This is a genomic window from Pseudomonas californiensis (genome assembly GCF_021147775.1).
Lineage (GTDB): Bacteria > Pseudomonadota > Gammaproteobacteria > Pseudomonadales > Pseudomonadaceae > Aquipseudomonas > Aquipseudomonas californiensis.
In genome coordinates, this window is sequence record NZ_JAGTPK010000004.1 from 70029 (window position 1) to 96981 (window position 26953).

At 57.3% G+C, this 26953-nt stretch carries 21 protein-coding genes; 3 read left to right on the forward strand and 18 right to left on the reverse strand.

Going from position 1 to position 26953, the window contains the following annotated elements; genetic code table 11:
* Positions 1–113: 113 nt before the first annotated feature.
* Together KDX37_RS05360 and fnr are read right to left on the reverse strand one after the other, a co-directional pair.
* A complete protein-coding gene (locus tag KDX37_RS05360) occupies positions 114–662 on the reverse strand; it encodes an adenine phosphoribosyltransferase (protein WP_231651647.1) in 549 nt (182 codons plus the stop codon).
* A gap of 63 nt (positions 663–725) precedes the next feature.
* Positions 726–1460, reverse strand: a complete 735-nt coding sequence (fnr, locus tag KDX37_RS05365; protein WP_231651648.1) for a fumarate/nitrate reduction transcriptional regulator Fnr — start codon at positions 1458–1460, stop codon at positions 726–728.
* A 151-nt stretch (positions 1461–1611) separates the two neighbouring features.
* On the opposite strand from fnr, the gene KDX37_RS05370 reads away from it, so the two are divergent.
* Positions 1612–2091: a FlxA-like family protein gene (locus tag KDX37_RS05370; RefSeq protein ID WP_231651649.1), complete on the forward strand. Its 480-nt coding sequence runs from the start codon at positions 1612–1614 to the stop codon at positions 2089–2091.
* Positions 2092–2290: 199 nt separating this feature from the next.
* Here the strand turns inward: KDX37_RS05370 and KDX37_RS05375 are convergent, their stop codons facing one another.
* From KDX37_RS05375 to ccoN, 9 genes are read right to left on the reverse strand one after another with little or no spacing between them, the layout of a single operon-like run.
* Positions 2291–2974 carry a sulfite exporter TauE/SafE family protein gene (locus KDX37_RS05375; protein WP_231651650.1) on the reverse strand — a complete coding sequence of 228 codons (684 nt, stop codon included), beginning with the start codon at positions 2972–2974 and terminating at the stop codon, positions 2291–2293.
* Positions 2975–2994: 20 nt separating this feature from the next.
* Complete coding sequence (gene ccoS, locus KDX37_RS05380) at positions 2995–3213, reverse strand: cbb3-type cytochrome oxidase assembly protein CcoS (RefSeq protein ID WP_231651651.1); 219 nt, start codon at positions 3211–3213, stop codon at positions 2995–2997.
* Positions 3213–5633: a heavy metal translocating P-type ATPase gene (locus tag KDX37_RS05385; RefSeq protein ID WP_231651652.1), complete on the reverse strand. Its 2421-nt coding sequence runs from the start codon at positions 5631–5633 to the stop codon at positions 3213–3215. The genes ccoS and KDX37_RS05385 overlap by 1 nt, the downstream gene beginning before the upstream one ends.
* Before the next feature lie 2 nt (positions 5634–5635).
* On the reverse strand, positions 5636–6175 hold the full coding sequence (locus KDX37_RS05390; protein ID WP_231651653.1) for a FixH family protein: 540 nt from the start codon (positions 6173–6175) through the stop codon (positions 5636–5638).
* A 10-nt stretch (positions 6176–6185) separates the two neighbouring features.
* Positions 6186–7598: a cytochrome c oxidase accessory protein CcoG gene (gene ccoG, locus KDX37_RS05395; protein ID WP_231651654.1), complete on the reverse strand. Its 1413-nt coding sequence runs from the start codon at positions 7596–7598 to the stop codon at positions 6186–6188.
* A gap of 54 nt (positions 7599–7652) precedes the next feature.
* Entirely contained in the window at positions 7653–8630 is a 978-nt protein-coding gene (gene ccoP, locus KDX37_RS05400; protein ID WP_231651655.1) for a cytochrome-c oxidase, cbb3-type subunit III, read from the reverse strand.
* Positions 8627–8818: a cbb3-type cytochrome oxidase subunit 3 gene (locus tag KDX37_RS05405; protein WP_231651656.1), complete on the reverse strand. Its 192-nt coding sequence runs from the start codon at positions 8816–8818 to the stop codon at positions 8627–8629. Before KDX37_RS05405 ends, ccoP begins: the two co-directional genes overlap by 4 nt.
* A 5-nt stretch (positions 8819–8823) precedes the next feature.
* Positions 8824–9432, reverse strand: a complete 609-nt coding sequence (gene ccoO / locus KDX37_RS05410; protein ID WP_231651657.1) for a cytochrome-c oxidase, cbb3-type subunit II — start codon at positions 9430–9432, stop codon at positions 8824–8826.
* Complete coding sequence (ccoN, locus tag KDX37_RS05415; protein WP_231651658.1) at positions 9429–10874, reverse strand: cytochrome-c oxidase, cbb3-type subunit I; 1446 nt, start codon at positions 10872–10874, stop codon at positions 9429–9431. The genes ccoO and ccoN overlap by 4 nt, the downstream gene beginning before the upstream one ends.
* A gap of 743 nt (positions 10875–11617) precedes the next feature.
* On the opposite strand from ccoN, the gene KDX37_RS05420 reads away from it, so the two are divergent.
* Positions 11618–12307: an alpha/beta family hydrolase gene (locus KDX37_RS05420; protein ID WP_231651659.1), complete on the forward strand. Its 690-nt coding sequence runs from the start codon at positions 11618–11620 to the stop codon at positions 12305–12307.
* Between the two features lie 49 nt (positions 12308–12356).
* On the opposite strand, the gene KDX37_RS05425 is transcribed toward KDX37_RS05420, so the two are convergent.
* The 3 genes from KDX37_RS05425 to KDX37_RS05435 all read right to left on the reverse strand — a co-directional run bounded on the left by KDX37_RS05425 (position 12357) and on the right by KDX37_RS05435 (position 17751).
* A complete protein-coding gene (locus KDX37_RS05425) occupies positions 12357–12815 on the reverse strand; it encodes a hypothetical protein (RefSeq protein ID WP_231651660.1) in 459 nt (152 codons plus the stop codon).
* Positions 12816–12929: 114 nt separating this feature from the next.
* Positions 12930–15875, reverse strand: coding sequence for a hypothetical protein (locus KDX37_RS05430; RefSeq protein WP_231651661.1), 2946 nt, complete (start codon positions 15873–15875; stop codon positions 12930–12932).
* Between the two features lie 46 nt (positions 15876–15921).
* Complete coding sequence (locus tag KDX37_RS05435) at positions 15922–17751, reverse strand: hypothetical protein (RefSeq protein ID WP_231651662.1); 1830 nt, start codon at positions 17749–17751, stop codon at positions 15922–15924.
* 435 nt (positions 17752–18186) lie between these two features.
* Between KDX37_RS05435 and KDX37_RS05440 the strand changes: the two genes are divergently transcribed.
* Positions 18187–20283: an autotransporter outer membrane beta-barrel domain-containing protein gene (locus tag KDX37_RS05440; RefSeq protein WP_231651663.1), complete on the forward strand. Its 2097-nt coding sequence runs from the start codon at positions 18187–18189 to the stop codon at positions 20281–20283.
* A 67-nt stretch (positions 20284–20350) separates the two neighbouring features.
* Here the strand turns inward: KDX37_RS05440 and KDX37_RS05445 are convergent, their stop codons facing one another.
* The 4 genes from KDX37_RS05445 to acnA form a co-directional block, all read right to left on the reverse strand.
* Positions 20351–20884 carry a hypothetical protein gene (locus KDX37_RS05445; protein ID WP_406641321.1) on the reverse strand — a complete coding sequence of 178 codons (534 nt, stop codon included), beginning with the start codon at positions 20882–20884 and terminating at the stop codon, positions 20351–20353.
* Between the two features lie 418 nt (positions 20885–21302).
* Positions 21303–21968, reverse strand: a complete 666-nt coding sequence (locus KDX37_RS05450) for a hypothetical protein (protein ID WP_231651664.1) — start codon at positions 21966–21968, stop codon at positions 21303–21305.
* Between the two features lie 317 nt (positions 21969–22285).
* Positions 22286–23851, reverse strand: a complete 1566-nt coding sequence (locus KDX37_RS05455; RefSeq protein WP_231651665.1) for a methyl-accepting chemotaxis protein — start codon at positions 23849–23851, stop codon at positions 22286–22288.
* A gap of 219 nt (positions 23852–24070) precedes the next feature.
* On the reverse strand, positions 24071–26815 hold the full coding sequence (acnA, locus tag KDX37_RS05460) for an aconitate hydratase AcnA (RefSeq protein WP_231651666.1): 2745 nt from the start codon (positions 26813–26815) through the stop codon (positions 24071–24073).
* Positions 26816–26953 lie beyond the last annotated feature (138 nt).

The window sequence follows — 26953 nt, forward strand, 5'->3', positions numbered from 1 at the left end:
CAGTGCTTGATCAGGCCGTTTCTCCAGTGCGCGCTAACTGCCTGCCGATACCTTCTCCCTGTCTCCCTGTCTCCCTGTCATTCCCGCACGGCTCGCCGCAGGCTTTTTACATCTTACTGTTCGTCCAGCGCAAACTCGGTCAAGCAGAGCGTCGGGATGCCGATAGCGCGCAAACGCTTCGAGCCGCCCAGTTCGGGCAAGTCGATGATTGCCGCTGCTTCATACACCTGCGCCCCCATGCGACGAATCAGATTGGCTGCCGCGATCAGCGTGCCGCCGGTTGCGATCAGGTCATCGAACATCACCACCGAGTCGCCATCGCACAGGCTGTCGGCATGCACCTCCAGATACGCTTCGCCGTACTCGGTCTGATATCCCTCTGCCAATACATCGGCGGGGAGCTTGCCTTGTTTGCGAAACAATACCAGCGGCTTGTTCAACTGATACGCCACGATCGAACCAATCAGAAAACCGCGCGCATCCATAACGCCAATGTGGCTGAAGTCGGCCTCGATGTAGCGCTGCACAAAGCTGTCTATCACCTGACGAGTGGCCTTGGGCGACTGGAAAAGCGGAGTGATGTCGCGGAACACGACGCCCGGCTTTGGGAAGTCCACAACAGGACGTATCAAGGATTTGAAGCTGAATTCATCGACAATCATCAGAGGTGATCCGGGAGCAGAGTTGGCCGACAGTTTAAGCCGACCTGCCCCGAATCGCACGCCTCAGCGTTGCATGGCACCGCCGGCCAATGCGCACAGCTCGATGGAGTCGAGGATACGCACTTCCTTGCCCTCTGCCTCGATCAGCTCATTCTGCTGGAAGCGGGTGAACACCCGCGAGACAGTCTCGACTGCCAACCCCAGGTAGTTGCCGATTTCGTTGCGCGACATGCTCAAACGGAACTGATTCGCCGAAAAGCCGCGTGCGCGAAAGCGTGCCGACAAATTGACCAGGAATGTGGCAATCCGCTCATCTGCAGTTTTTTTCGACAGCAACAGCATCATTTGCTGGTCGTCGCGAATCTCCCGGCTCATGACGCGCATCAGTTGGCGACGCAATTGCGGCAACTGCGCAGACAGTTCATCCAGACGCTCGAATGGAATTTCACATACCGATGTGGTTTCCAGTGCCTGGGCAGACACCGGGTAGGCTTGCGCATCCATGCCAGACATGCCCAACAGCTCGCTGGGCAAGTGAAAGCCGGTGAGCTGTTCGTCACCACTGTCGCTGAGGCTGAATGTTTTCAAGGCACCGGAGCGCACGGCGTACACCGACTCGAACGTGTCACCCTGGCGAAACAGGTATTCGCCTTTTTTCAGGGGACGACCCCGCTTGACGATCTGGTCGAGCGAGTCCATGTCTTCATATTCTAGTGACAGGGGCAGGCAGAGCGGTGCGAGACTGCAATCCTTGCAGTGAGCCTGGGGTGCGGCACGACCATTGACGGGCTCGGACATCACTAAATTCCTTGTGGGAAATCACACATAAGTCGTAAGGGTAACCCACCCAAGGCAAGTAGGGCCAGTCTGCGACGCCGCCTGCTACATCAAGATTCGGGCGCGCCGGCCGATGACCTTGTATCCGTTCATCGTTGCAGGATGCTTCATCATGTCGATAACAACTTCGCCGTTTGGCGGATTAAGCCTGACTATTGCCAAGCCGCCGACTGCGGTTGCCGCGCCCACAGCCACCGAAACCGCCCAATCGATACCAACAGCAACAGCGGTAGCCGAAGGTGTGAAGGTTGATCTGTCGAGCAAGGGCAAGGCTGCTGCTTCGTCGGCTTCCAGAGATTCGGACATCGAGCAAAGCGGTTTGCCGGCCTCGGTTCAGAAACTCCTCAAGGCCATTCGCGAACTGCAGCGTCAGATTGCCGAACTCACAGAGCAGATTCAGCAGGTGATGAAGGACCCTTCGCTCAGCGATGACGAGCGCAAGAGCAGGGCGGCAGGGCTCCAGGTCGTGATGAGCATCCTGCAGGCGCAGATCAGCTCAACCAGCGCTGATATGTCCACATTGATGAACCGGCTCGATTCCAGCAATGACGACAAATTCAAGGCCGGTATGCTGGTCCTCAGCAATATGTGATGGGGTCAAGTGGGCGGGTTCGGATCCCGTGAACAGCGTTGCTGATTGTGCTGTGTGAGGTGGGTATCGAGCATGCAGTCGTGGCCCGAATGGGCAGGCGTATATCAATTCGAATATGAGGCCCACACGGCCAGGCGCGGTTTAAGTTACCCGCGGTATCCGCTGGCGCGAGTGATTTGTTCGCGAAGACTTGAGGGAATCAATGTTTCATAAGCCAGTGCTGGTGCGGCCCCGGGAAGGTCCAGATGCCGAACGCGATCACCAGCAGGCCACCCGCGATACGAACACCACGTCGGCGCAGCAACGCAGTGGTCCGCTCGGCAGCCAGGCCGGTGGCGATCAGCACCGGCCAGGTGCCCAGCCCGAACGCCAGCATCAGCAGCGCACTCTCCAAAGCATTACCCTGGCTTGAGGCCCAAAGCAGCGTGCTGTAGACCAGCCCGCAGGGCAGCCAGCCCCACAGCGCACCCAGCAACAAGGCGTGCGGCGTGCTCTTTACTGGCAGCAGGCGTGCTGCGAACGGCTGTACATGACGCCACACGCCACGCCCCAGGCGCTCGATGCGTGTCAGGCCACTCCACCAGCCTGCCAGGTACAGGCCCATGGTGATCAGCAGCAGAGCAGCAATCGAGCGTAACGCAGTGTTCAGCGGGGTATTGGCCACGGCCCAGCCGACCAGCCCCGTCAGCAGGCCCGCCAGGGTGTAACTGAACAGGCGGCCCAGGTTGTACGCCAGCAACAGGCGCAACCGTCGGCTGCGCTGTTCGGGAGGAATGGCCAGGGTCAAAGCGCCCATCAGGCCGCTGCACATGCCCAGACAATGGCCGCCACCGAGCAGCCCCAGGGTCAGGGCTGACAGCAGCAAGGGCGCCAGATCAGACATTATGGCAGTCGTTGCAGTGCTCAGGCATCGGGCTTCTCTTCATGCTGTAGCCGCTTGGGTTCGGTTGTGAGGTTGCGAGGGGCGGACTGGTGATCAGGGGCCTGTTCATCAAACAGGATGCTGTGCGCGGGACCGTCCAGATCGTCGTATTGACCGCTGTCCACGGCCCAGAAGAAGACATATATCGCGAGGACCACCAGCACCAGCGCGACCGGGATCATGATGTATAGCGCAGGCATCAGCAGGTCTCCTTGACTGATGGCGGGCGGCTCAGGCGCAAGGCGTTGAGCACTACAACCAGTGAGCTGACGGACATGCCGATCGCGGCCCAGGCTGGCGATATCCAGCCCAGCGCCGCGAACGGCAGCATCAGGCCATTGTACAGCCCCGCCCACAACAGGTTTTCGACGATCACGCGGCGCGTGCGTTGCGCCAGGTCGAAGGCCTCGATCAGACTGCGCAACCGGTTGGACAGCAGTACCGCGTCCGCGCCGGTTTTGGTGAGGTCCGTCGCCGAACCCATCGCGATACTGATATCGGCCGCCGCCATCACCGGCACATCGTTTACCCCATCACCGATCATCAGGACTTTGTGCCCCAGCGCTTGCAATCGCTGTAGCACCGCCAGCTTTTCATCAGGGCGCAAACTGCCCCGCGCATCAGCGATGCCCAGTTCTGCGGCGATATGGGCGACCATCGGTGAGCTGTCACCGGACAGCAGCAGCGTCTTGCAGCCCCGCGCCTTGCAGGCCTGCACCAGCTCGGCGGCATCATCGCGCAGTCGGTCATCCAGCACGCACCAGGCGAGCAGGCCTTCGCTGTCGCCCAGCAATAACCACTGGCCTGTCGTGCCAGGGATGGCGGGCGGTTCTGTACCACTCAGGGCGCAGACAAAGTCGGGCCGGCCAATGCGCAACCGGCGTGATCCTGCGCGACCTTCAAGGCCCAGCCCTGGCGTGTTGTGAATGGCTTCGGCGGCCTGCGTTGCATGCCCGAACGCGCGGGCGATGGGGTGTTCGGAATGACGCTCCAGTGCAGCCGCCAGGCCCAGGCAGGTGTCTGCATCCAGATTGCCCAGCGTCTCGATACCGCGCAGGGTCAACCGTCCTTCGGTGAGCGTGCCGGTCTTGTCGAAAATCACCGTGTCGATCTGGTTCAGCCCTTCCAGCACATGACCTCGGGTCAGCAGCAACCCCAGTGTGTGCAGCGTGCCGGTTGCAGCGGTCAGTGCCGTCGGGGTTGCCAGCGACAGGGCGCAGGGGCAGGTGGCAACCAACATGGCCAACACAACCCAGAAGGCGCGAGTAGAGTCGATCTGCCACCAGACCACTCCAATCGATACCGCCGCGATCAGCGAGCACCACAGGAACACCTGGGCTGCGCGGTCTGCAAGTTCTGCGATTCGAGGCTTCTCGGCCTGCACCCGCTCCAGCAGGCGGACAATGGCTGACAGTCGAGTTCCTTGACCCAATTCCGACACCTGGACCATCAGTGGCCCTTCGACATTCAGTGTGCCGGCGGTTACCGCATCGCCCACGGCGCAAGGCCTGGGCAGGTACTCGCCTGTCAGTAACGATTCGTCGATGCTGGAGTGACCGTCGAGGATGCTGCCGTCGGCAGGGATCACCGTGCCCGGAGGCACCAGAACGACGTCAGCCATTTGCAGCTCGCTGAGCAGCACACGCACGCTTTGACCGTCCGGCGTCAGCCGCAGACACGATGCAGGCAGCACATTGACCAGTTGCGCAGTCGCGACAGCGGTTCGCGTCCTTGCGCGGCGCTCCAGATAGCGGCCAGTCAGCAGCAACAGCGCGAACATGCCGACTGCATCGAAGTACAACTCGCCGGTGCCTGTCATTGCCGTCCAGATGCCTGCGACGTAGGCACCGCCAATCGCCAGCGACACTGAAACATCCATCGTCAGGTGCCGGGTACGCAGGTCTCGTAGCGCGCCGCGAAAGAAAGGTGCACAGCTGTAAAACACAATTGGCGTAGTCAGAAACATTGCCACCCAGCGCAGGATGGTGTGCATCTGCGGGCTGAGGTCGATATTGAATTCCGGCCAGGTTGCCATGGTCGCCATCATGGCCTGAAACCATAGCAGCCCTGCGACACCCAACTGCCGCAACGCCAGCCTGTTTTCACGGGCGAGTTGCTCGGCGGCATGATCGGCCTGCCAGAGGTGCGCGACATAACCGATGTTGCGCAACTCGATCAACAATCGGCTGAGCAGCAGTTGGTCGTGGGTCCAGCGAACATGCAGGCGATGATTGCTCAGGTTCAGCCGGACTTCGATCACACCCGGCAGCCTGCCTAGGCGTTGCTCGATCAGCCAGCCACAGGCGGCGCAACTGATGCCTTCGACAAGCAGGATGGTTTCCGACACATCAGCCTGTTGATGAACGAACGGCGCCTGTACGTCCTTACGGTCGTACAGCGTCCACTCCTCAACAAGAGTTGTTGGCAGGCTGTCCGGGTTGGCCGAGGCTTCGCTGCGATGGCGGTAATAGCTTTCCAGCCCTCCTGCGACAATGGCTTGCGTCACCGCCTGACAGCCAGGGCAGCACAATGCGCGGGTTTCACCCAACACCTCGGCGGTGAAGTGACTGCCGCGCGGGACGGGCAGGGCGCAGTGATAGCACAGCGCGGTTGCAAGCACGGTCAATTCTTGCTGCCCTGTGCGCCCTGTAGCGGCTCATCGCCCAGCGTCAAGGGCTGATCGTGAACAACGTGTTCCTCTTCAAACAGGCGCCACGTCTGGCCGCTCTCTACCCCCAGCAACTCGACAAAGCGCCGCCCTTCGACCCGATTCTGCAGTTGGCCCACATAGCGACTGGCATCGGATTGACTGCGGTTGAGCACGACGGTCTGGTCTTTTTCCGGCTGGGTTGGCGAAATCAGATTGAGCTGCAGTCGCTCGGGTTGGCTGTTGCCGCTGAGGCGCACATCAGCTTCGCCGGTCAGTTCATCCAGCTGGATATGGGCGCGCAGCTTCAAGGTCTGGGCCAGCGTTTCGCGGTCAATGGAACGGTTGATGCCTTTGCCCGCTTCGTAATAGTTGTCAGCGACCAGCGTGTCGGGATGGGTCACTGCAATCGTCACCATCGCCAGGCTCAGAAACACCGAATCGCCCAGGATCGCGATGATGATCCATGGCCAAAGGTGCTTGTACCAGGGGTTTGTAGCGATAGCGGCAGGCATGACGGTGCTCTTAACGGGTAGTGGGGCCGATGAACCGGCTCGTGGCTTCAACCTGGGTGTTGCTGTCTTTTTCCCTGAGGATGAAGGTCACTTCGTGGGTCGTCGAAGGCATTTTCTCCAGCGCGCTGGATAACGCCACCGGCACGTTGAGCCTGTCTCCCGCAGCGACCCTGATTTGGCGTGAGCCCTGCCATTGAAGATCCGGCCACCCTTTGGCCTCCAGCGTGTAGATGTGGTCGACCTGATCCTTGTTCATCACGTTGAGGCTGTAGACGTTCTCGATGCGTCCCTCGGCGTTTTCGCGAAACAGCATACGGTCTCTGCTGACGTCCAGACCTGCCAGTGATCGATTCAGAAAGGCACTGGTCAGCAAACCGATCATCAACACCAGTACCAGTGCGTAACCGATCAGCCGCGGACGCAATATGCTGCTGGTCTGCCCGGCAAGCGCCTGCTCAGTGGTGTAGCTGATCAGGCCGCGAGGGTACGCCATCTTGTCCATGACCGTGTTGCAGACATCAATACACGCCGCGCAGCCAATGCACTCGACTTGCAGCCCGTCGCGAATGTCGATACCAGTCGGACACACCTGAACGCACAGGGTGCAGTCGATGCAGTCGCCCAGTTGCTGTGACCTGAAGTCTGCATCGCGCTTGCGCGCCCCACGCGGCTCACCTCGACGCGGATCGTAGGTGACGGTCAATGTGTTCTTGTCGAACATGACGCTCTGGAACCGCGCATAGGGGCACATATAAATGCACACCTGTTCGCGCAGCCAACCTGCATTGCCGTAAGTGGCCAGGGTAAAAAAACTGATCCAGAAATACACCCAACCGTCCGCTTGCCCGCTGAGCAGGTCGCTACACAGGTCGCGAACAGGCGAGAAATAGCCAACGAACGTCAGCGCTGTGGCCAGACTGATCGCCAGCCAGAGGCTGTGTTTGGCGGATTTACGCAACAGTTTGTTGGCGCTGACGGGCGAGTGGTCGAGCCGGATACGCTGGTTTCTGTCGCCCTCGGTGATCTTCTCGCACCACATAAACAGCCACGTCCAGACGCTTTGCGGGCAGGTGTAACCACACCATATGCGCCCGGCATATACGGTAATGAAAAACAGGCCGAATGCCGCGATGATCAGCAGACCTGACAGCAGAATGAAGTCCTGTGGCCAGAACGTTGAGCCAAAGATGTAGAACTTGCGCTCCGGCAGGTTCCACCACACCGCCTGATGCCCGCTGTGGTTGAGCCAGACCGTACCAAAGAAAATCAGGAACAACAGGGCGCCGCCCGCCATGCGCACGCTGCGAAACAGCCCTTTGAACGCGCGGGTGTAGATTTTTTCGCGCGGGGCGTAGAGGTCGACGCGGTCGTCGTATTGCCCGTCAGCCGGCGTGATGTTCTGTAGCGGGATCTGCTTGTTCATTGCTGCATTCCATGGCCGCGGGCTTTCGCCCCGGCCATTATGAACCCACTGCGGTCATTGAGGGGGCGCGGGTTTTTCCGGACGCGACAGGCTGTAGATATAAGCCGCCAGCACTTGCACACGATCATTGCCCTGGGTCTCCTGCTGGGCAGGCATCTGTCCCTGACGGCCGTAGAAGACAGACTGCTGAAGCTGCGCCAGGCTTGAGCCATAGATGAACGCGCCGGGATGTGTCAGGTCCGGCGCACCCAGCACTGGCATGCCTTTGCCTTGCGGGCCGTGACAGGCGACGCACATCGTTGCGTAGGTTTTCTGTCCGGCGAGTGAATCGGCCGTGGTGCCTTGCGGTAGCGGTCGGCCGCCTAATTGGGTCAGCACGTAAGCCGACACATCGCGCACGCCTTGCTCACCAAGCACCGCGCCCCATGGCGGCATCACCGCCTGGCGTCCGGCAAGAATGGATGTCTTGATCGCTTGAGCGTCGCCGCCCCAGCGCCAGTCGGCATCGGTCAGGTTCGGAAAGCCATAGCCACCCTTGGCGTCAGAGCCATGACAGACCGAGCAATTGGAGGCGAAAAGTCGAGCGCCCATTTTCAGCGCTTGCGGATCTTCGGCCACTTGCTCGACCGGCAGGGCGGCGTATTTGGCGAACAACGGGCCGAAGCGAGCCTCGGCGCGAGCGACTTCGCGTTCCCACTCATGGACAGCGGTCCAGCCTTGTTGGCCATCGGAGAAGCCTGTTTTCTTCTCTGCATCCAGGTATTCATAGCCGGGCAGTAATCCTCTCCAGTTGCCCAGGCCCGGGTAAAGCAAAAGATAGCCCACGGAAAAAACAATTGTGGCCAGGAACAGTACGAACCACCATTTGGGCAGCGGATTGTCGTATTCCTCGATCCCGTCGAAGTCGTGCCCGACCGTTTCGTCGGTCGAGTCCTTGCGCTGGCCTTTTCGGGTCGCAAACAGCAGCCATGTCAAGGCCACCAGAGTGCCCAGTGTCAGGACGGTGACGTAAAGACTCCAGAACGTGCTCATTGCGACTCTTTCTCGTGTGTCTTCGCTTGCTCAACCTTGCGGATCGCGTCGGGGTCGTCAGCGAAGGGCAGCAGGGTGGCGTCAGCGAACGCTGCCTTGCGGCGGGGGCTGAACACCCACAAAGTCAGGCCTATGAAGGCCAGCATTACCACCAGCGTGCCGAGGCCACGAATCATTCCGATGTCCATCTTCTTCACCGCTTGCTTTTGATGAGGGTGCCGAGGCCTTGCAGATAGGCAATCAGCGCGTCCATTTCAGTTTTGCCCTGCACCGCAGCGGCGGCACCGGCGATGTCGGCGTCGGTGTACGGCGTACCGAGCGTGCGCAGCACTTCCATTTTTTTCGCGGTGTCCTTGCCGTCGAGTTTCTTTTCCAGCAGGAACGGATAGGCCGGCATCTTCGAGGTCGGGACCAGATCACGCGGGTTGTACAGGTGTGCGCGATGCCAGTCATCCGAGTACCGCCCGCCGATACGTGCCAGGTCTGGACCGGTGCGCTTTGAACCCCACAGAAAAGGGTGGTCCCACGCGCTTTCGCCAGCGACGGAGTAATGACCGTAGCGCTCGGTTTCGGCGCGAAACGGTCGGATCATTTGCGAGTGACAGCCCACACAACCATTGGCGATGTAGACGTCACGGCCTTCGACTTCGAGCGCGGTACGCGGCTTCATGCCTTCGATGGGCTGGTTGGTCACGTCCTGAAAGAACAGCGGCACGATCTGCGTCAAGCCACCGATGCTCACGGCGATAACCATGAAGAATGCCAACAGGCCGATATTCTTTTCCAGCCGCTCATGTTTCATCGCGAGGCCCCCGATACAGCGATCACCGCGGCGGCCTGGGCCTCTTTCGGATCTGCGGCGCGGATGGTTCGCACCACGTTATAAGCCATCAGCAGCATACCGCTGGTGAAGATCACGCCGCCGATCAACCGCACGATGTAGCCCAGGTGGCTGGCCTGCATGGTCTGAATGAAGGAGTAAGTCAGCAGACCGTTAACGTCGACGGCACGCCACATCAGGCCCTGAGTCATGCCGTTGACCCACATTGAGCAGATGTACAGCACGGTGCCGACAGTCGCCAGCCAGAAGTGCGCATTGATCAGGCTGGTGCTGTGCATCTGTTGGCGACCGAACACCCTGGGCAGCATGTGGTACGTCGAGCCGATGGTGATCATGGCGACCCAGCCCAGTGCACCGGCGTGCACGTGACCAATGACCCAGTCGGTGTAATGAGACAGGGAGTTGACCGTCTTGATCGCCATCATCGGGCCTTCGAATGTCGACATGCCGTAGAACGCCAGCGACACCACCAGAAAACGCAGGATCGGATCGGTGCGCAATTTATGCCAGGCACCGGACAGCGTCATCATGCCGTTGATCATGCCGCCCCAACTGGGTACGAGCAGGATGATCGACATGACCATGCCCAGCGACTGAGCCCAGTCCGGCAAGGCCGTGTAATGCAGGTGGTGAGGCCCGGCCCAGATGTACAGCGTGATCAGCGCCCAGAAATGCACGATGGACAGGCGATACGAATAGATCGGACGCTCTGCCTGCTTGGGCACGAAGTAGTACATCATCCCGAGAAAGCCCGTGGTCAGGAAAAAGCCTACGGCGTTGTGCCCGTACCACCACTGAATCATGGCGTCGGTTGCCCCGGCGTACACCGAATAGGACTTGAACAGGCTGACCGGCAGGGCAATGTGGTTGACCACATGCAGCATGCCGGTTACCACAATAAACGCCCCGTAGAACCAGTTGGCGACATAAATGTGCCGGGTCTTGCGCTGCACGATGGTGCCGAAGAAAACCGCTCCGTAGGCTATCCAGACGATGGCCAGCAGAATCGCGATCGGCCATTCGAGCTCGGCATATTCCTTGGTCGTGGTATAGCCCATCGGCAAGGAAATGATTGCGCTGACGATCACCGCTTGCCAGCCCCAGAATGTGAACGCGGCCATCCCGTCGGAGATCAAGCGTGTCTGACAGGTTCGCTGCACCACGTAGTAGGAGGTGCCGAACAGCGCGCAGCCGCCGAATGCGAAAATCACCAGGTTGGTGTGCAGCGGGCGCAGGCGTCCAAAGGTGGTCCATTCCAGATCGAAATTCAGTTCAGGCCAGACCAGTTGTGCGGCAATGAACACCCCGAGGCTCATGCCAATGATGCCCCAGACTACAGTCATGACGGCGAACTGGCGGACTACGGTGTAGTTGTAGGCCGTCGGACTGGTTACTGTGTTCATGACTGATTTCCACGATTCGGATGTTTGGCAGGGTAGTGCTCTAAAAAGGCGTACCGGACAATCGGTACCTCTGCAGCCAATCGGCTTGTCGGCAGTCTTCCGGCCCTCGTGGCTGACCGCGGAGCAGCGTCACTTCGCAAGGCAACCTTGATGCTGGTCGAGAGGCAGGGCAGGTCAGAGGTAAGCTTGGGGTGACGAGGGTGAAGTCACGGAACGTCTCTTCGAACGGACGGTGATCCGCAGCAGCTATCCTGCTGGCCGCAAGCTTAGCCTCGAAAGAACAGTGATGGAAGTCGCAAGAGTCTTGAAGGTGCCCCAAGGCATGCAGGAGGATTCCACACCCCATTGCAGGGTGCGGATTTCAACCGTGCTACCGGGCTGAAACGTGACACCGATTACCTTCCGATGATTGAGTTGATCAGGACTCCTGGAAGGCTGCACAGGCAACTTGCCAAACCCTTACCGTGTCATAGCCCAACACGTTGGCCTGAGCAGGAAATGACCTTGGCGATTTACAGGACTGGTCTGTAGAGCGCTGCGCGGCTGACGTCGCAACGTACACGGCTCAGGGTGTCGACACACTGCGACGCCTTCAGCACCTTCTCATGCTGACAGCTGATAACTGAACAGTGGCTGTCCGGCGTCGCGTGAACGGGCTTGCTAATGGCAGTCCATCGTGCACAGCCTTTGCGCACAGGTTTATAGTGCGGTGTTTTGGGCAACTGATCCCGCGTGAGGTACACATGAATCAGGAGCAACACTCCGCCAGGGCAATTGAGCAATGCGCACTGCTGGCGCAGGACAATGGCTGGTTATGGGTGGCCGCCAACCCGCAGTCCGGACATTCGCCGTTGACCCTGGTGTTGGCCCACGGCGCAGGTGCGCCAATGGACAGTGAGTTCATGAATGACATGGCTGCACATCTTGCGGCACAAGGCGTGAGTACGCTGCGTTTCGAGTTTCCATATATGGCGCAACGACGCGAGGGTGGCAGCAAGCGGCCGCCGGACAAACAGGAACGCCTGCTCGACTGCTGGCGTCAGGTATACGCGCAACTGCGTCCTATTGTTGAAGGGCGCCTGGCGATAGGCGGCAAATCAATGGGTGGCAGGATGGCGAGTCTGCTCGCCGATGAGCTTGAGGTTGATGCACTGGTGTGCCTGGGCTACCCGTTTTATGCCGTGGGCAAACCGGAGAAGCCGCGCGTGGCGCATCTGGCAGAACTGCGCATCCGCAGCTTGATCGTGCAGGGTGAGCGTGATGCGCTGGGCAACCGCGAGGCAGTGGAAGGGTATGCGTTGTCTGACGCAATTCAGGTCCACTGGTTACCGACGGCCAACCATGACCTCAAACCTCTGAAGGTGTCCGGCGTGACTCATGATCAGTGCCTGTCTCGCTCCGCGATCAGGATTGCCGACTTTCTGAACGCCTGAACGCCTGAGCGCGAGAGCGTCGCAGCCTTGCCGCAGGGTAGGGCTCGAGTTATCTGCCCTGCACGTCAAAGACACCGTCCGTCACGTCGAACGCCATCGCCGACATGCCAAAACTGAACTCACCCCGCAAACGCAAGGTTCTTGGATTGGCTTCTATCAGTGTCAGAACACCGGTCTGAAAATGCCCGGAGTGATAGATGACACTCTGTTTGGCACGCGTCTCGTTGAAGATCACCCTGATTCGGTCATGGCCGATGAGGTTGTGTGTGCCAAGCCGCAGGTCATGATCAAAGAACAGGCCGAAGCTGGTGCGCGCGTTACCCACCTTGCCGTCCGCGATCACTTTCCATACCCAGTGATCAGACACTTGAGACAATTCGGGACGCTCCGCCAGCCCTCCCAGCAACGACGTCATGACAAATGGCTTTTGGTTGACACGGGCTTCGAAACTGCCTTCACAGGAAGGATGGCGAGTAAAGCGCTTGGCAGGGGATTGGGTCGGGCGCATGTTGGGGCTCTCAAAACCGGAGGGCTGTACGTCTTGCACGCATACATGAAGGAGAAGGCGCTACGCGTGTCGCGTAACGCCCGGAGTTGTCTTGCCTGATTGCTCAGCCATGGCTTAGCGAATGGCGACGCCAAGACTGGCATTGTGATGGAGCAATTTGAAGTCTTTGCCTGTGACCAGGTTTTTCACGAAGTACCACTTCCAGCCCAGCAGGTTCTGCGAGGCGACCGTCGAGGACCAGTAGTTACCATTGCCAAGCGGCCAGCGACTGCCGTATGCCGCATAGATTTCCTGTAGTTCATGGATGGACGGGATTCTCGCGCTTTTGCCGGACGCTGCGCTGGTCATCTGCGAAAAACTGCCGCTGCCCAGCGCAAGGCAATGGATCACGCCGGTGACAGTCACTGTGTAGCTCTGGCTGGTCCCCAGAGCATCGGTGACAGTAATCAACGATGAGCCGTTGCCTCGTACGGTGGTCAGACCATTGCCGTCTACTTTGGCAACCAGCGGATTGCTCGATGCGTAACGGTAAGGTGCTTGTCCGCCCGTGGCCTGGCGTCGGACCGATGTGCCGGCTGGCAGGTTTGGCAGGAGATCGGGTGTGCTCGGGATCAGGTAGACCTTGCCGGTCAGCTTCGCAGGTGAGGTGTCGAACACCAACTCCTGTTTGACCTTCAACCACAGCGGGGCGGACGTTTTTGCCACGCCTGCGCGGGTCACCGTGTAGTTCGCAGTCGCCGAACCACCCGCAGTCGCCACGATCAATGCCTTGGGCACGGTGAACAGCAACTCACGTCCATTGCCGGCTTGCGGCGCTGTGTGATAACTCGATGCGCCCTGCCAACTGACCACCACAGAATCCTGTGCGCCCATTGCCGGGTAAGTGACGCGAACTGTCGCGCCGGAAGCCGGGATCAGCGATGGCACCACCACGCCGTCGGCACCGACGGTATCCATGCGCGGCGCAGGCAATTCGCTCAGGCCAGCAACAATCTGCAGATTCAAGGTTGCGGAGGTCTGTACCGTACCGTTCGCGCGATTGATGGTGTACAGCACACTTACACTCTGCCCGGCATTGGCCATTACCAGCGCGGCCGCAAAAACCACCTCCAGCGCCGCGCCTGCCTCGGCTTCGGTAATGGACTTCTCTTTGGTATCGCTGCCCAGCGGCCCACGCCACTGCAACGTGACCCGATCGCCAGCCTTCAGATTGGCGCTCGCACCCACTACCACCGTCGCACCCTGCAGTGCGTCGGCCGGATCCAGCGTGCTGCCGTTGGCTTCCTTGATTTTGGGGGTTGGGAGTGGGGTGACCGTAGCTTCCCGAACACTGATCAGCAGCTTCGCTGATAACGCGGTTCTGTCTTGGCGCTGAATTTCATACCAAACCTCAACTGCGCCATTGACATTGGCGGCCACGTAGCTTTTGGGAACGCGAAAGACAACTTCACGATTGACCGTGCCGCTATTGATTGTGGTGAAGGTGCTATAGGTTCCGCCCGATGCGCTACCATCCCAATGAATGACTACCTTGTCACCCTCGGCCATGCCCTGATATGGCAAAACGCGAGCAGTTGCTTCGAGAACCACGTCTGAAGGATCGAGAACGCCTTCTGGACTGACCTTGTCAACGAGAGGCGCCGAAAGTGGCACACTGGTCCCGATGTCCACAAGCAATTGCAGGGCAGGAGATTTAAAGAACCCTTTGGTGAAAGTTTTTATCGTGTAGTACACCTCCAGCGAGCCACCTGCGAGCGCACTGACCTTGTCGTCAGGAATCAAAAAGCTGAGTGTTTTGCCAACATCGTCATTATTGAGATTTTTCACTTCTTCATGCAGGACGGTATCTCCGGTAACGGCTTTGCCCATCCAGACCAAACTGACGTCATTGCCGTCTGCCATGAAGTAGTATGGGGGGACTTCTGCGATTACATTGTGCAGCGAAGGGTCCAATAACCCGTTTATGGCCGTTGGAACGCGGGGCAGCTCAAGAAGCTGGATCTGTCCGAGAACAGCCAAGGGCAGGCTTTTGGAGCGCAGCAGCTCGCCAGAGTCCTTGACCACCGTGTATTTGAATGTGGCACGCCCTTGTGCAACCGGCTGGAATTGATCGTTCGGAATCAAAAACTCCACGAAACTGCCTGCGATCTGTACCTGTTTTGATACCGTGTATGATTCCAGCGGTATGCCTTCTGCCGTGTTGCGCTCCACAATGAAATTGAGGGTATCGCCGATGGCGATATTTGCATTGGAGAGGACCAACGCCTGTACGTCGCCGCCCGCTAGTTTGTCCAGATCAAGCTTCATGTCTGGCGCTTGTGGGGCGATAGGGGCGGGTAGGCTTGAGTTGCCAGCTTCAACCTCTACAAAAGCTGGAAGAGAAAACCGAGACCAATTATTGACGACATCCCGGATTTCGTAGCGAACGATGATGTTTTCGGAATCGCCGGCTTCGATAACGATTTTCTTATCGATGTTCACGACCACTGGTTTGCTTACCTGGTCGGCTGTCAGTGCCGGACACATGATCTCGATGCCTTGCCAATACACCGAAAGAACATCGCCCTCGGTCATGTTTTCGTACGGTTGAACAGTGACTGAGACGTCTTCTGGGGCAGTAATGATACCCAATGGCAAAACGACAGGAATCTTAAGCTTTTCATTTTCGTACGGCGTAGCCGGATCAGGATCAAAACCGCCCGGAATGGACAACTTGACGGTGACCTTCTTGACGGGCGAATGCTCTTGGATATCGGATGGAAAAGGCGTGAGCGTATATCTTACATCCACAATGCCTGTTTTGATCCAGCGCGTATCCACGTAAAGAGAAAATATCCCGTTGGTATTTGGCGCATCCGGAGAGTGAGTATAGGAGTCGATCACCTCATCATTCGCCCCCCAAAAAAGATCAATGCGATCCCTGGGTTTCAAACTGATAGGTCCGATAAGCACTTCGATAGGTTTCGACGGATCAGTTACATCAATGTATCCGAGACCCTGTGGGTTATAGCTGAGCACCAGAGGGGGCATAAGTTTTTCTTGCAAGCGTGGCGTATTCATTATTCATCCTTGTTTAATTGGAGGGTGGGGCAAGCCCCACCTTTATTTAAATGCCGCAAATACCGCCCAGGCGCATGTCAACATAGGCATTGGTGCGTTTGGAATTCCCTTGGCCTGAATCGCTTCTGATCTGGAAACTTGCTTCGGTATGTCCATAGCAATGTTGATTAAGGATGGTACGTGGTACAAGCAGGGTGTAGCCGCTCTCCACCTCAGCCTCTGTGAATGTGCGCGACGTATGAACCCATTCGGATTTCTTGGTTCCGTCCACCAGTTCGTCATAGGCTTCATACGTGAAGACAATGACATGGCCTGGCTTTATATTGGCATAGGGTTTTATGAAGACGGGCGAGCCATGTTCACTGTTTTCCCGTGTGATGACATTGTTGGCTGCCAATGATGTAAATTGTGGTGCGTCCGGGCCGTCTGGACCGCCAGGAAGTTCGTCTTTCGAACGTACGATAATGCCCTGATCCAACGAGATTGAAGTATTTGGGTTGTCGGCTAATGTAACGGTGTAATAAACCCTGATATCGTTGCCTGTGCCCACGGCTTTAAATTTTTCGTTGAGTGCTTTCAAAAGTAATGGGCGGCCTGCAGCAGCGTCGCTGTTTGTAATCATGTATGGCTGTTCAAGTACTGGTTGGCCTCCCCAATAAACAGTGATCAGTTGAGAAGGTCTGAAACTCGTGTTCCAGTTGATCAGCACAGTGGCATCTAGTTCGAAGTCATTTTCATCAATGACGTTGTCTTCGTTGCCAGGAGTGCTGCTTGCGCCTTTGATGGTGGGTTTGTCCAAAACGCCAGGGACAGGAAGTTCGATATTGACGTTGACGTCCAGCATCAATGACGTTCCCACGATCTGTCCGCTTCTTAGGACCTCATATTTGACTTGTCGAATACCATTCTGAGCCAGTTCAATTGTCGAATACTGGACGTCAAAAATCAGAATGAAAGGCTCGTCTATATCCCCGGTCTGGATAGGCGCTGGCCCAAGACTTTGCGTCCCCCAGTGCAACAGGATCTCATCCCCTTCCTCAACAACATCCGACTTCGGGATCTTTACTTCGACGCTGGCCAGCGCGTCTGCATGATCAATCATGCCATCATAACTGTCGATTACAGGGGCCGGTAAATCGGGGGTTACATCAGTCAGAAATAGCGGGATAGTAAATTTTTTCGACGGCGCAGACACATTGCCCGCGCGGTCTGTGACTGTGTAATAAGTGGCGCCTGCTGGGCTTGGCAGACTTTTCAAAAATGTTTTCGTAAAAGGGATGTTAATAGCCTTGTTTTCATCCTCTGAGCCATTCAATACCCATTCTGGACCCGGCACATCACCCCAGTACGTATTAATGGTGTCCCATTGCTCCAAACCTGAATAACCGTAAATACTACCGATTAGGGTGTCTCCCATGTTACTCAGTTCATCTGCGGTCAGGCCGTCTTTGGCTTCGTCAGGGAAATCCATGAAGCCCAGTTGATGCGCTCCAGCAGGCGTTCGGTCAACCTGGATTATTGTAATATTAGATGAAAGATCAGTGCCGCTTGGAAAGCCAGTGACCACATAGTCAAGATTGTAACTTCCATCCGTGGTCAACTCTTCATCTACCGGGATGGTCATCTGTAGAACGGTGCCCTCCGGCAGTAAGGGATTAAGCCGCAACCGCTCCCCTATGTAACGCCCGTTCAGTCGTAACTGGTAAAAATCATTGAATTTGGCACCTTTCCATACCGGAAGCTCTACGGTTACGTCACTTTCCAGATCGCCTGTCTTGATAAGGCCATCTAATTCATCAGCGACCGAAACAGCGGGTTTTTGGAGGCTAGGGTCGAGTTTTATGCTGCGAGTGTAAAGGTGGCGATTGCTGTCCATGTTTGAATTCCTATACGGTAAGTTTTATGGCAGGCGATGGGCGCTGCATGAAAAATCGGGTGATATTTGAAAGGTTATGGATGTTGGACAAGCAGTTGAATGCTTGTCTGAAAATCAACTAATAGAAAAATTGGGGCGCTGTCAATAGGGGGTGTAAGGTTTTTTTTGGCAAAAAAAATTATGCCGCGCGGCAAAAATATTTAATCTTATGACCGTAAGAAAAGTTTCACGGTTGTTTAGGAAGCGGACTACTTTTTTGTTTTGTTTTTTGCGTTTTTTTAGGTGTTATTGATTTGAGAATAGTGACTCTTTTGATTGAAGGAGTTTCTTATTGTGAGTGAGCGTAGCGTGGGGCGTGCTTTGTCCAAGGCAGGAGTGAGTGTCTTTGTGTGTGCTGTGTCAACGTCCATTATGGCGAACGCTGGATTGAGGGAGATGATCAAGGATGAGGTGAAATATCTTGACGCTTCCAGTCCGGTCGATAGCTTCATTCTTTCGGGCGGTGCGGCGCTTTACGCAGACGGGGCTTCGTTATCAGGTATCTATTCAATGGCCAAGATAGTCAACCTGAAGGGTAATACTGTGGTCGACGGCCCATTTCTTTCAGGTGGAGAAACCGTGACTACGGTCAAGGATTCGACGCTCCGATCGCAAAGAGGGCCAACACTTGTGGTGCAAGATCACTCGTACGCTATTCTGGATGGGAGTAAAGTTGAAGGTGCCGGTAGAGGAATAAGCGTAGTCAGTACAGCGTCGATTTTGCTCAAAAACACTAACGTCGACACTCAGACCTCCGCAAGTTGGGAAGAACCCGCATGGGGATTAGGTATTTTTGGTGCTCGGGCCAATGTCACTTTGGGTAGTTATATAAAAGGCTTTGATCATGGTATCTGGTTCACTCACCAGCATTTCCCTGGTGGAGCAGCACCCAACCATGGCCGTCTCACTCTGGATAACTCCACTGTCGAGTCGACTAAAGGCTCTGCCATTCGTGTAGAAGGACGCGACGGTATTGATCATATCGCAGACATCCGCGTGCAGAACCACTCGACGTTAATATCGGGTAACGGAATCCTTGTTGAGGGGATCTCTGGAAGCACGGTCAATCTGGTCATCGACGACAGCGCCCTCAACGGCAATCTGTTTGCCGATGACACCAGCATCCTCAACGTGACGCTGCAAAACAATGCGCAACTGACTGGCGATATCGTCAACGGCAGTGCACTGGCGATCACCAGTGGCGGCGGTTGGCAGATGCAGGGTGATGGCGCTATTCAATCCCTGGCCATGGACGGCGGGCATGTCGGTTTTGACAGCGAAGGGTTTTACACGCTGTCCACGAACGGTTTGTCGGGCAGAGGAACGTTCGATATGCGCGTTGACCTGGACAACGGCGTCGGCGACTTGCTGAAAGTGAACGGGCAGGCTGATGGTGAGTTTGGGCTGCGAGTGCGTAACACCGGTGTAGAGGTGGTCTCTGCGGACATGCAGCCGCTGAAGGTTGTGCACACCGAAGGTGGCGATGCTCAGTTCAGCCTGATCGGCGGGCGTGTGGACCTGGGGGCTTATTCTTACCTGCTTGAGCAGCAGTGTAACGACTGGTTCATCGTTGGTGATGGCAAGGTCGTGAGCCCTTCCACCCAAAGTGCTTTGGCTCTGTTCAACGCTGCACCGACCATCTGGTTGAGTGAGTTGTCCACCTTGCGTTCGCGCATGGGTGAAGTGCGCAGCAGTGGTCAGGGTGGGGCCTGGATGCGCGGCTATGGCAACCGCCTGAATGCCAGCACTCCTGATGTTGATTATCGGCAGACGCAGAGTGGCCTGTCGTTGGGTGCCGATGCGCCGGTTGAAGTCAGTAGCGGACAGTTGTTGTTCGGCGTGTTGGGTGGCTACAGCAAATCCGATCTGGACCTGAGCCGTGGCACCACGGGCAAAATCGACAGTTATTACGTCGGTGCGTACGGTACCTGGTTGTCCGAGGATGGCTACTACCTGGATGGAGTGCTCAAGCTGAACCGCTTTCGCAACAAGGCGAACGTTGCCATGAGTGATGCGAGCAAGGCCAAAGGTGATTACACCAACAACGGTGTGGGCGGCTGGGTGGAATTTGGTCGGCACATCAAGCTGGCCGATGATTACTTCCTGGAGCCGTTCGCTCAATTGTCCAGCGTAGTGGTTCAAGGCCAGGATTTCCGAATGGACAACGGGCTGCAGGCAAAAAATGACCGCACTCGATCAGTGCTGGCGAAGGCCGGTACCTCGGTAGGTCGCAGCATCGCGCTCAAGGATGGAGGCATGGTGCAGCCCTATGTTCGGGTAGCGGTCGCTCAGGAGTTTTCACGTCGCAACGAGGTAAAGGTCAATGACGTGAGATTCGACAACGGCCTGTTTGGCTCGCGAGCGGAGTTGGGTGCAGGTGTTTCGGTGTCGCTGTCCGAACGCTTGCAGGTGCACGCCGATTTCGACTTCATGAAGGGTAAGCATATCGAGCAGCCTTGGGGGGCGAACGTGGGACTTCGTCTGGCGTTCTAGGCTATCAGTCGTTTGACCTGGATAAACCCATAAAGCCCCCGGTGAGTGATCACCGGGGGCTTTTCATTCAGCTGCCTGGGTAGCGGCCGTTGATGGAGCGTTTGCGTTGCCGTTGCCGGGGAGTCACCGGTGCGGAGTAATTCACGTTCACCCGCAGCACGGGAGATGTACCGATCAATCGTTCGTCGCGAAAGACCTCGTAGTAAAGATCGATCAGGCCGTACTGAATGAACGGGATAAAGTTATAGGAGATGCACAGCACCCGAACGATGCTGTTGCCACCAACGCGGTGGAAGAGAGTGGTGGACGATACGTTTTTCCCCCAATAGAAAACGATGACATCTTCCTGGCACAGTTTGACCGAGCCTGGGATGTGCACAGAGACACCTGCGTGGGCCTGTTCATGGCTGATTGCGTCAGGGCTGACGTTCGGCAGTACAACCTGCTTCAGCGTGTCGGAGATGTCCGAGGGTTCAAGCGGTGTATAGGTCGATAAGTAAGTACTCGCGGATTCTGCAATGACAGTTTCAGTGCGTGTTGTTGTGGGTGTTTCTTCTGGCGGATTAATCGCTGAAGTGGTGTCGGGGTTTTCTTCTGACATCATCAACTCATGTTTTGTTTTAGTGAATTGTGTTGGTAATTTGCAGCGTCATGTTGTTGCTGCGGAAATATTACAAGCCAAACAGTTGTCGAGGTCAATACGAAATGATCGACCCATGTTGTGCAGGTGTTTATCCGGTTATTGTAAAATTTTGTTTCGTCTGGCGACTGTTGGAATTCTCCGAATATCAGAATATCCCCGTAATCAAAGGGCCAGGCACTATTGGGTGGTTTCAAGGTGTAAGGAAGTATGTAGGACGTTTACTACAGGTAATTCCTAAAGTTTCATGGTAAATTTCGTCATCAGCTTTGTCCCACTCTTGCGTAGGACTGTTCACTCAAAACTCTCATTCGAGTCTTTCACGCATCTGCGTGAAAAACTCGCTGTCGTGTATCCGAATGAATAGGAATTTTCGAGTTCAGCGCTGCATCGACATTTCTACCCGTTGCGCCATGACTGACGCATTGCCTGCGCGGTCGCTGACCTGATAGGTAAAGGTGACGTTTTCGCTGTCCAGTCCCTGCAGAAACTCGCGGGTGAAGCTGATGTGCGGAGGTCGCTCGGTCAGGTCCTCGGCAACGACAATATGCACCGGGCCTGCAACCCCGTTGCACAGCGTCTGGATGCTGTCACCGACCTGCATGTCCGCGTAGCCCGGGATTACGCCGCTCAGCACCTCTCCGTAGTTGAAGTGCGGAAAGATGATCGCAGCGAGCAGTGTGGAGCCTGGGGCTGTGCGGTCGATGATGAGGGGGATCAGCGGTGAGTTTTCCTGGACCTCGTTAATCGGATTAGTGACTTGAAAGCCCAATGTGTAGCGGCCAGCATCCTTCAAATAACGTTCATCCAGTGCAAGTTTAATAATGTCTCCAGGGATGTCTGTTTCTGTCAGGATTCGTGATTCGCCTGCGATCACGCTGTCGAGCACAAGCTCCAGGTAATAACCTTTTTGCGCCCCCGACCACAGCACAATCTCGACGATGATCGGTCGATCCAGACTGTCGACAGGCATCATTCCATCAACAGGGCTGGCCACCGGTACACGTGGTGCGGCAAATTCAAAGTGCTGATTGAAAGTGTTCATGGTGTTCTCCAATTGGCAGGCTTCCACTGGTTGGCGCTCTGCGTTGTGTTGTTGTTATTAAGTTTCAGGCCGCGGCGATGATGTCTGCTGCTGGTAGCCTGAGTAATTCAACTAATCGGAGAACGCTTGGCCTGTCAATGCTTTGAAATGCAGTTTCACTGCAGGTACTAAACTTAAAGAAACTTCCTACCTGGCACTGGGACCAACTTGTAGGTTATGTAAGTCTTCATCATTCGAGAAGCAATGCTCTTTAAAGTGGGGTAATAAAAAACCCCCGACAACTGAAGTTGAGCGGAGGCTATTGTTCGACCAAGGCGTTATCGATTAAAACGCTCGACCAGTGAGTACTGCGAATGGGCCGTGTCGGTCAGTTCTGCGCTGAGCACCGCAGAGCGGTGGGCTTCATCGGACGTCTTGTCAGCCAGGCTGGCGATGGTCGCGATATTGCGATTGATCTCCTCAGCCACTGAGCTCTGCTCTTCGGTAGCCGTCGCGATCTGGGTGGTCATGTCGGTGATGTTCGCCACCGCTTCGCTGATGCCCACCAGCGCCTGATCGGCTTCCAGTACGCGCTCGACACCTTCTTCGGCCTGGCGACGGCCTGTGTTCATGGTCTGCACCGCGTCGTTGGCGGTCTGCTGCAGCTTGGCGATCAGGCCGTGGATCTGCCCGGTGGACTCGGCTGTGCGCTGCGCCAGCTGGCGGACCTCATCGGCCACCACCGCAAAGCCACGACCCATTTCACCGGCGCGGGCAGCTTCAATGGCGGCGTTGAGGGCCAGCAGATTGGTCTGATCGGCGATGCCTTTGATCACATCGACCACGCCACCGATTTCATCGCTGTCCTTGGCCAGTTGCGTGACAGTCAGACCGGTTTCGCCCACCGAGGTGGACAGGCGTTGAATGGCTTCGCGGGTTTCACCGGCAATATCGCGGCCGCGACGCGTCAGCTCATTGGCCTGCTGAGTGGCCTCGGCCGCGCGATTGACGTGGCTGGCGACTTCCTGCGTGGTAGCGGCCATCTGATTGATGGCTGCGGCCACTTGCTCGGTTTCAACGCGCTGGCGCTCCAGGCCGGTCGAACTGGCGTTGGCCAGGGTATTCGACTGGTGTGCCTGACTGTTCAGGTGCTCGGCAGTGTCTTGCAGACGAGTCAGGCAGGTTTTCAGACGTGCTTCCTGGCTAAGGATCGACATCTCCAGACGTGCCTGTGGTCCCCGACTATCGGTGTACATCTGAGCGATCAGCGGGTCGGAGGTGGTCTGTTCGGCCATGCGCAGCAAGCGCTTGGTACCCCGCTGCTGCCATGACAGGCCAAGCAGGCCCAATGGCACGGCAAGGGCGGCGGCCAGGGCGAAGCCCCATTGCGAGTCGAGCCATACTCCGATCATGAAACTCAGCTGACTGACGAGTATGAATGGCAGCCAGTCCTGCAGCAGTGGCAGCCATTTGTCGCGTCCCGGAACTGCACTCTTGCCTTGATTCAGGCGTGAGTAAAGTGCTTCTGCGCGGCGTATCTGTTCGGTGCTCGGTTTGATGCGTACCGATTCGAAACCCACGACCTGGCGGTTCTCGAGCATCGGTGTCACGTAGGCGTTGACCCAATAATGGTCGCCGTTCTTGCAGCGGTTCTTGACGATGCCCATCCACGGTTGCCCGTTTTTGAGGGTGGTCCACATATGCTCGAAAACCGCAGGCGGTACGTCAGGATGGCGCACGGTGTTGTGTGCAGCACCGACCAGTTCTGCCTGGCTGTACCCACTGATCTGCTCGAAGGCGTCATTGCAGTAAGTGATCGTGCCGCGCGTGTCGGTGGTAGAAATCAGCCGTTGTTCAGCAGGAAAAGTCCGCTCACGTTGAGTGATGGGCTGGTTGTTGCGCATGGGGTTTCGGTCCTTCGATCGATAAGGCGTACGCAGGGTATCGGCCGAAGTGTCGATAAATTGAGTGTTCCGTCCCGGTCAGGTCTCGGCAGTGACTGCCGGGTCCGTTTTTACAGCGCCGCGAAGTTGGCAGCTGAGTAACCGGATTAAAGGGGAGTGGGAGGGTCGAGCATCGGCGAGCCTGGCCGTTTTCTGGTTCAGGCTCGACGATGCACCAGGTCAGGACGCGATCAGTTGGCGCAGCACGTAGTGCAGAATGCCCCCGGCCTTGAAGTACTCGACTTCGTTGAGGGTATCAATGCGGCACAGCACGTCGACCGTCTCCTTGCTGCCGTCTTCGCGAGTGATGTGCAAGGTCAGGCTCATGCCCGGCTGCACGTCCGCGTGGGTCAGCCCAGTGATTTTCAGCGTCTCCTTGCCGGTCAGTTTTAACGTCTTGCGGTTCTGCTCGCCCTTGAACTGTAAAGGCAGCACGCCCATGCCGACGAGGTTGGAGCGATGGATACGTTCGAAGCTCTCCGCGATGACCGCTTTGACGCCCAGCAGATTGGTGCCTTTGGCCGCCCAGTCGCGGCTTGAACCGGTGCCGTATTCCTGGCCGGCAATGATCACCAGCGGCGTCCCTTCGGCCTGATAGCGCATGGCCGCGTCATAGATCGCCAGTTTCTCGCCTGACGGCACGTGCACGGTATTGCCGCCTTCTTCGCCACCGAGCATTTCGTTGCGAATCCGGATATTGGCGAAGGTGCCACGCATCATCACTTCATGATTGCCGCGCCGTGAGCCATACGAGTTGAAGTCCTTGTACTCGACGCCTTTCTCGGCCAGATAGCGACCGGCCGGGCTGTCCGCCTTGATATTACCGGCGGGGGAGATGTGGTCGGTGGTCACCGAGTCGCCCAGAATCGCGAGCACACGTGCGCCGTCCACATCTTCGATCACAGGCAGCGGGCCGCCGATGTCTTCGAAGAATGGCGGGTGCTGGATGTAGGTAGAGTCTTCCTGCCAGACATACGTGGCTGCCTGCGGCACCTCGATAGCCTGCCATTGTTCGTCACCGGCAAAGACTTCGGCGTATTCCTTGTGGAACATGCTGGTGTTGACGCTTTCCACAGCTTCGGCGATCTCCTTCTGGCTCGGCCAGATGTCGCGAAGGTAGACCGGCTGGCCGTCTGTGCCTTGACCCAGCGATTCGCTGCTGATGTCGATGCGCACCGACCCGGCCAACGCGTAAGCCACGACCAGCGGCGGCGATGCCAGCCAGTTGGTCTTGACCAGCGGGTGCACGCGGCCTTCGAAGTTGCGGTTGCCGGACAGTACTGATGCCACGGTCAGATCCGACTGCTGGATGGCCTTCTCGATAGGCTCCAGCAGCGGGCCGGAGTTGCCGATGCACGTGGTGCAGCCATAGCCCACCAGATCAAAACCCAGCGCATCAAGGTATTGGGTCAAGCCCGCTGCCTTGTAATAGTCCGTGACCACCTTGGAGCCAGGGGCAAGTGAGCTTTTCACCCATGGTTTGCGCTTGAGGCCTTTCTCGACCGCTTTTTTGGCCACCAGTCCGGCCGCCATCATGACGCTGGGGTTGGAGGTGTTGGTGCACGAGGTAATCGCTGCGATCACCACCGCGCCGTCTTTCAGGCGATGGGTCTGGCCTTCGTGTTCGTAATCGACTTCGCCGCCGATCTGCGCCTCGTTGCCGACTGCGACACCGCCGCCGCCTTCGCTTTCCAGACGACCTTCATCGACCTTGGCCGGTTTGACCTGCAAACCGAGGAAGTCGCTGAACGCCTGGGCGACGTTTGGCAGGGCCACACGGTCCTGCGGGCGCTTGGGCCCGGCCAGGCTGGCCTCTACTGTGCCCATGTCCAGTTCGAGGCTGTCGGTGAACACAGGCTCTTGACCGGCCAGACGCCACAAGCCTTGCGCCTTGCTGTAAGCCTCGACCAGTTTTACGGTTTCATCGGGGCGGCCGGACAACCGCAGATAATCCAGTGTGACTTCATCGACCGGGAAGAAGCCGCAGGTCGCGCCGTACTCCGGCGCCATGTTGGCAATCGTGGCACGGTCAGCCAGCGGCAGGTCAGCCAGACCATCGCCGTAGAACTCGACGAACTTGCCGACCACGCCTTTCTTGCGCAGCATCTGTGTGACAGTCAAAACCAGGTCGGTTGCGGTAATGCCTTCTCTGAGCTTGCCGGTCAGCTTGAAGCCGATCACTTCCGGGATCAGCATCGAAACGGGTTGGCCGAGCATCGCCGCTTCTGCTTCGATGCCGCCCACACCCCAACCCAGGACACCCAGCCCATTGATCATGGTGGTGTGCGAGTCAGTGCCGACGAGAGTGTCGGGGAATGCGTAAGTGCGGCCATCTTCTTCTTTGGTCCAGACAGTTCTGCCGAGATATTCCAGATTCACCTGGTGGCAGATACCGGTGCCGGGCGGCACCACGCTGAAGTTGTCAAAAGCGCTTTGGCCCCAGCGCAGGAACGCATAGCGCTCGCCGTTGCGCTGCATTTCTATCTCGACGTTTTCACCGAAGGCTTCGGAATCACCGAACTTGTCGACCATCACCGAGTGGTCGATTACCAGGTCCACTGGCGACAGCGGGTTGATGCGCTGCGGATCACCACCCGCCTTGGCCACGGCGGCGCGCATTGCGGCGAGGTCGACCACGGCGGGTACGCCGGTGAAGTCCTGCATCAGCACCCGAGCAGGACGGTATTGAATCTCCCGGTCCGAGCGGCGCTCCGTCAGCCAGTCGGCGATGGCCTTGAGGTCATTGCCTGTGACGGTCTTGTTGTCTTCCCAGCGCAGCAGGTTTTCCAGCAATACCTTGAGCGACATGGGCAGCTTGTTCAGGTCGCCGAGCGATCGGGCCGCTTCCGGCAAGCTGAAATAGTGGTAGGTCTTGCTATCAATCTCGAGTGTTTTCAGGCTTTTCAGGCTATCGAGGGAGGGCATGAACGACTCCTTGTAAAATGATCTGTCAGCCTCTTTTCGCAAGCCCCCCATGCATCAGGTCGAGGGGGCCGCGTGAGGCCTCACGGTTAGTGGACTGTCCGGTCGCGCCAGTGGTTCCTGATTCCGCTATCATGCGCG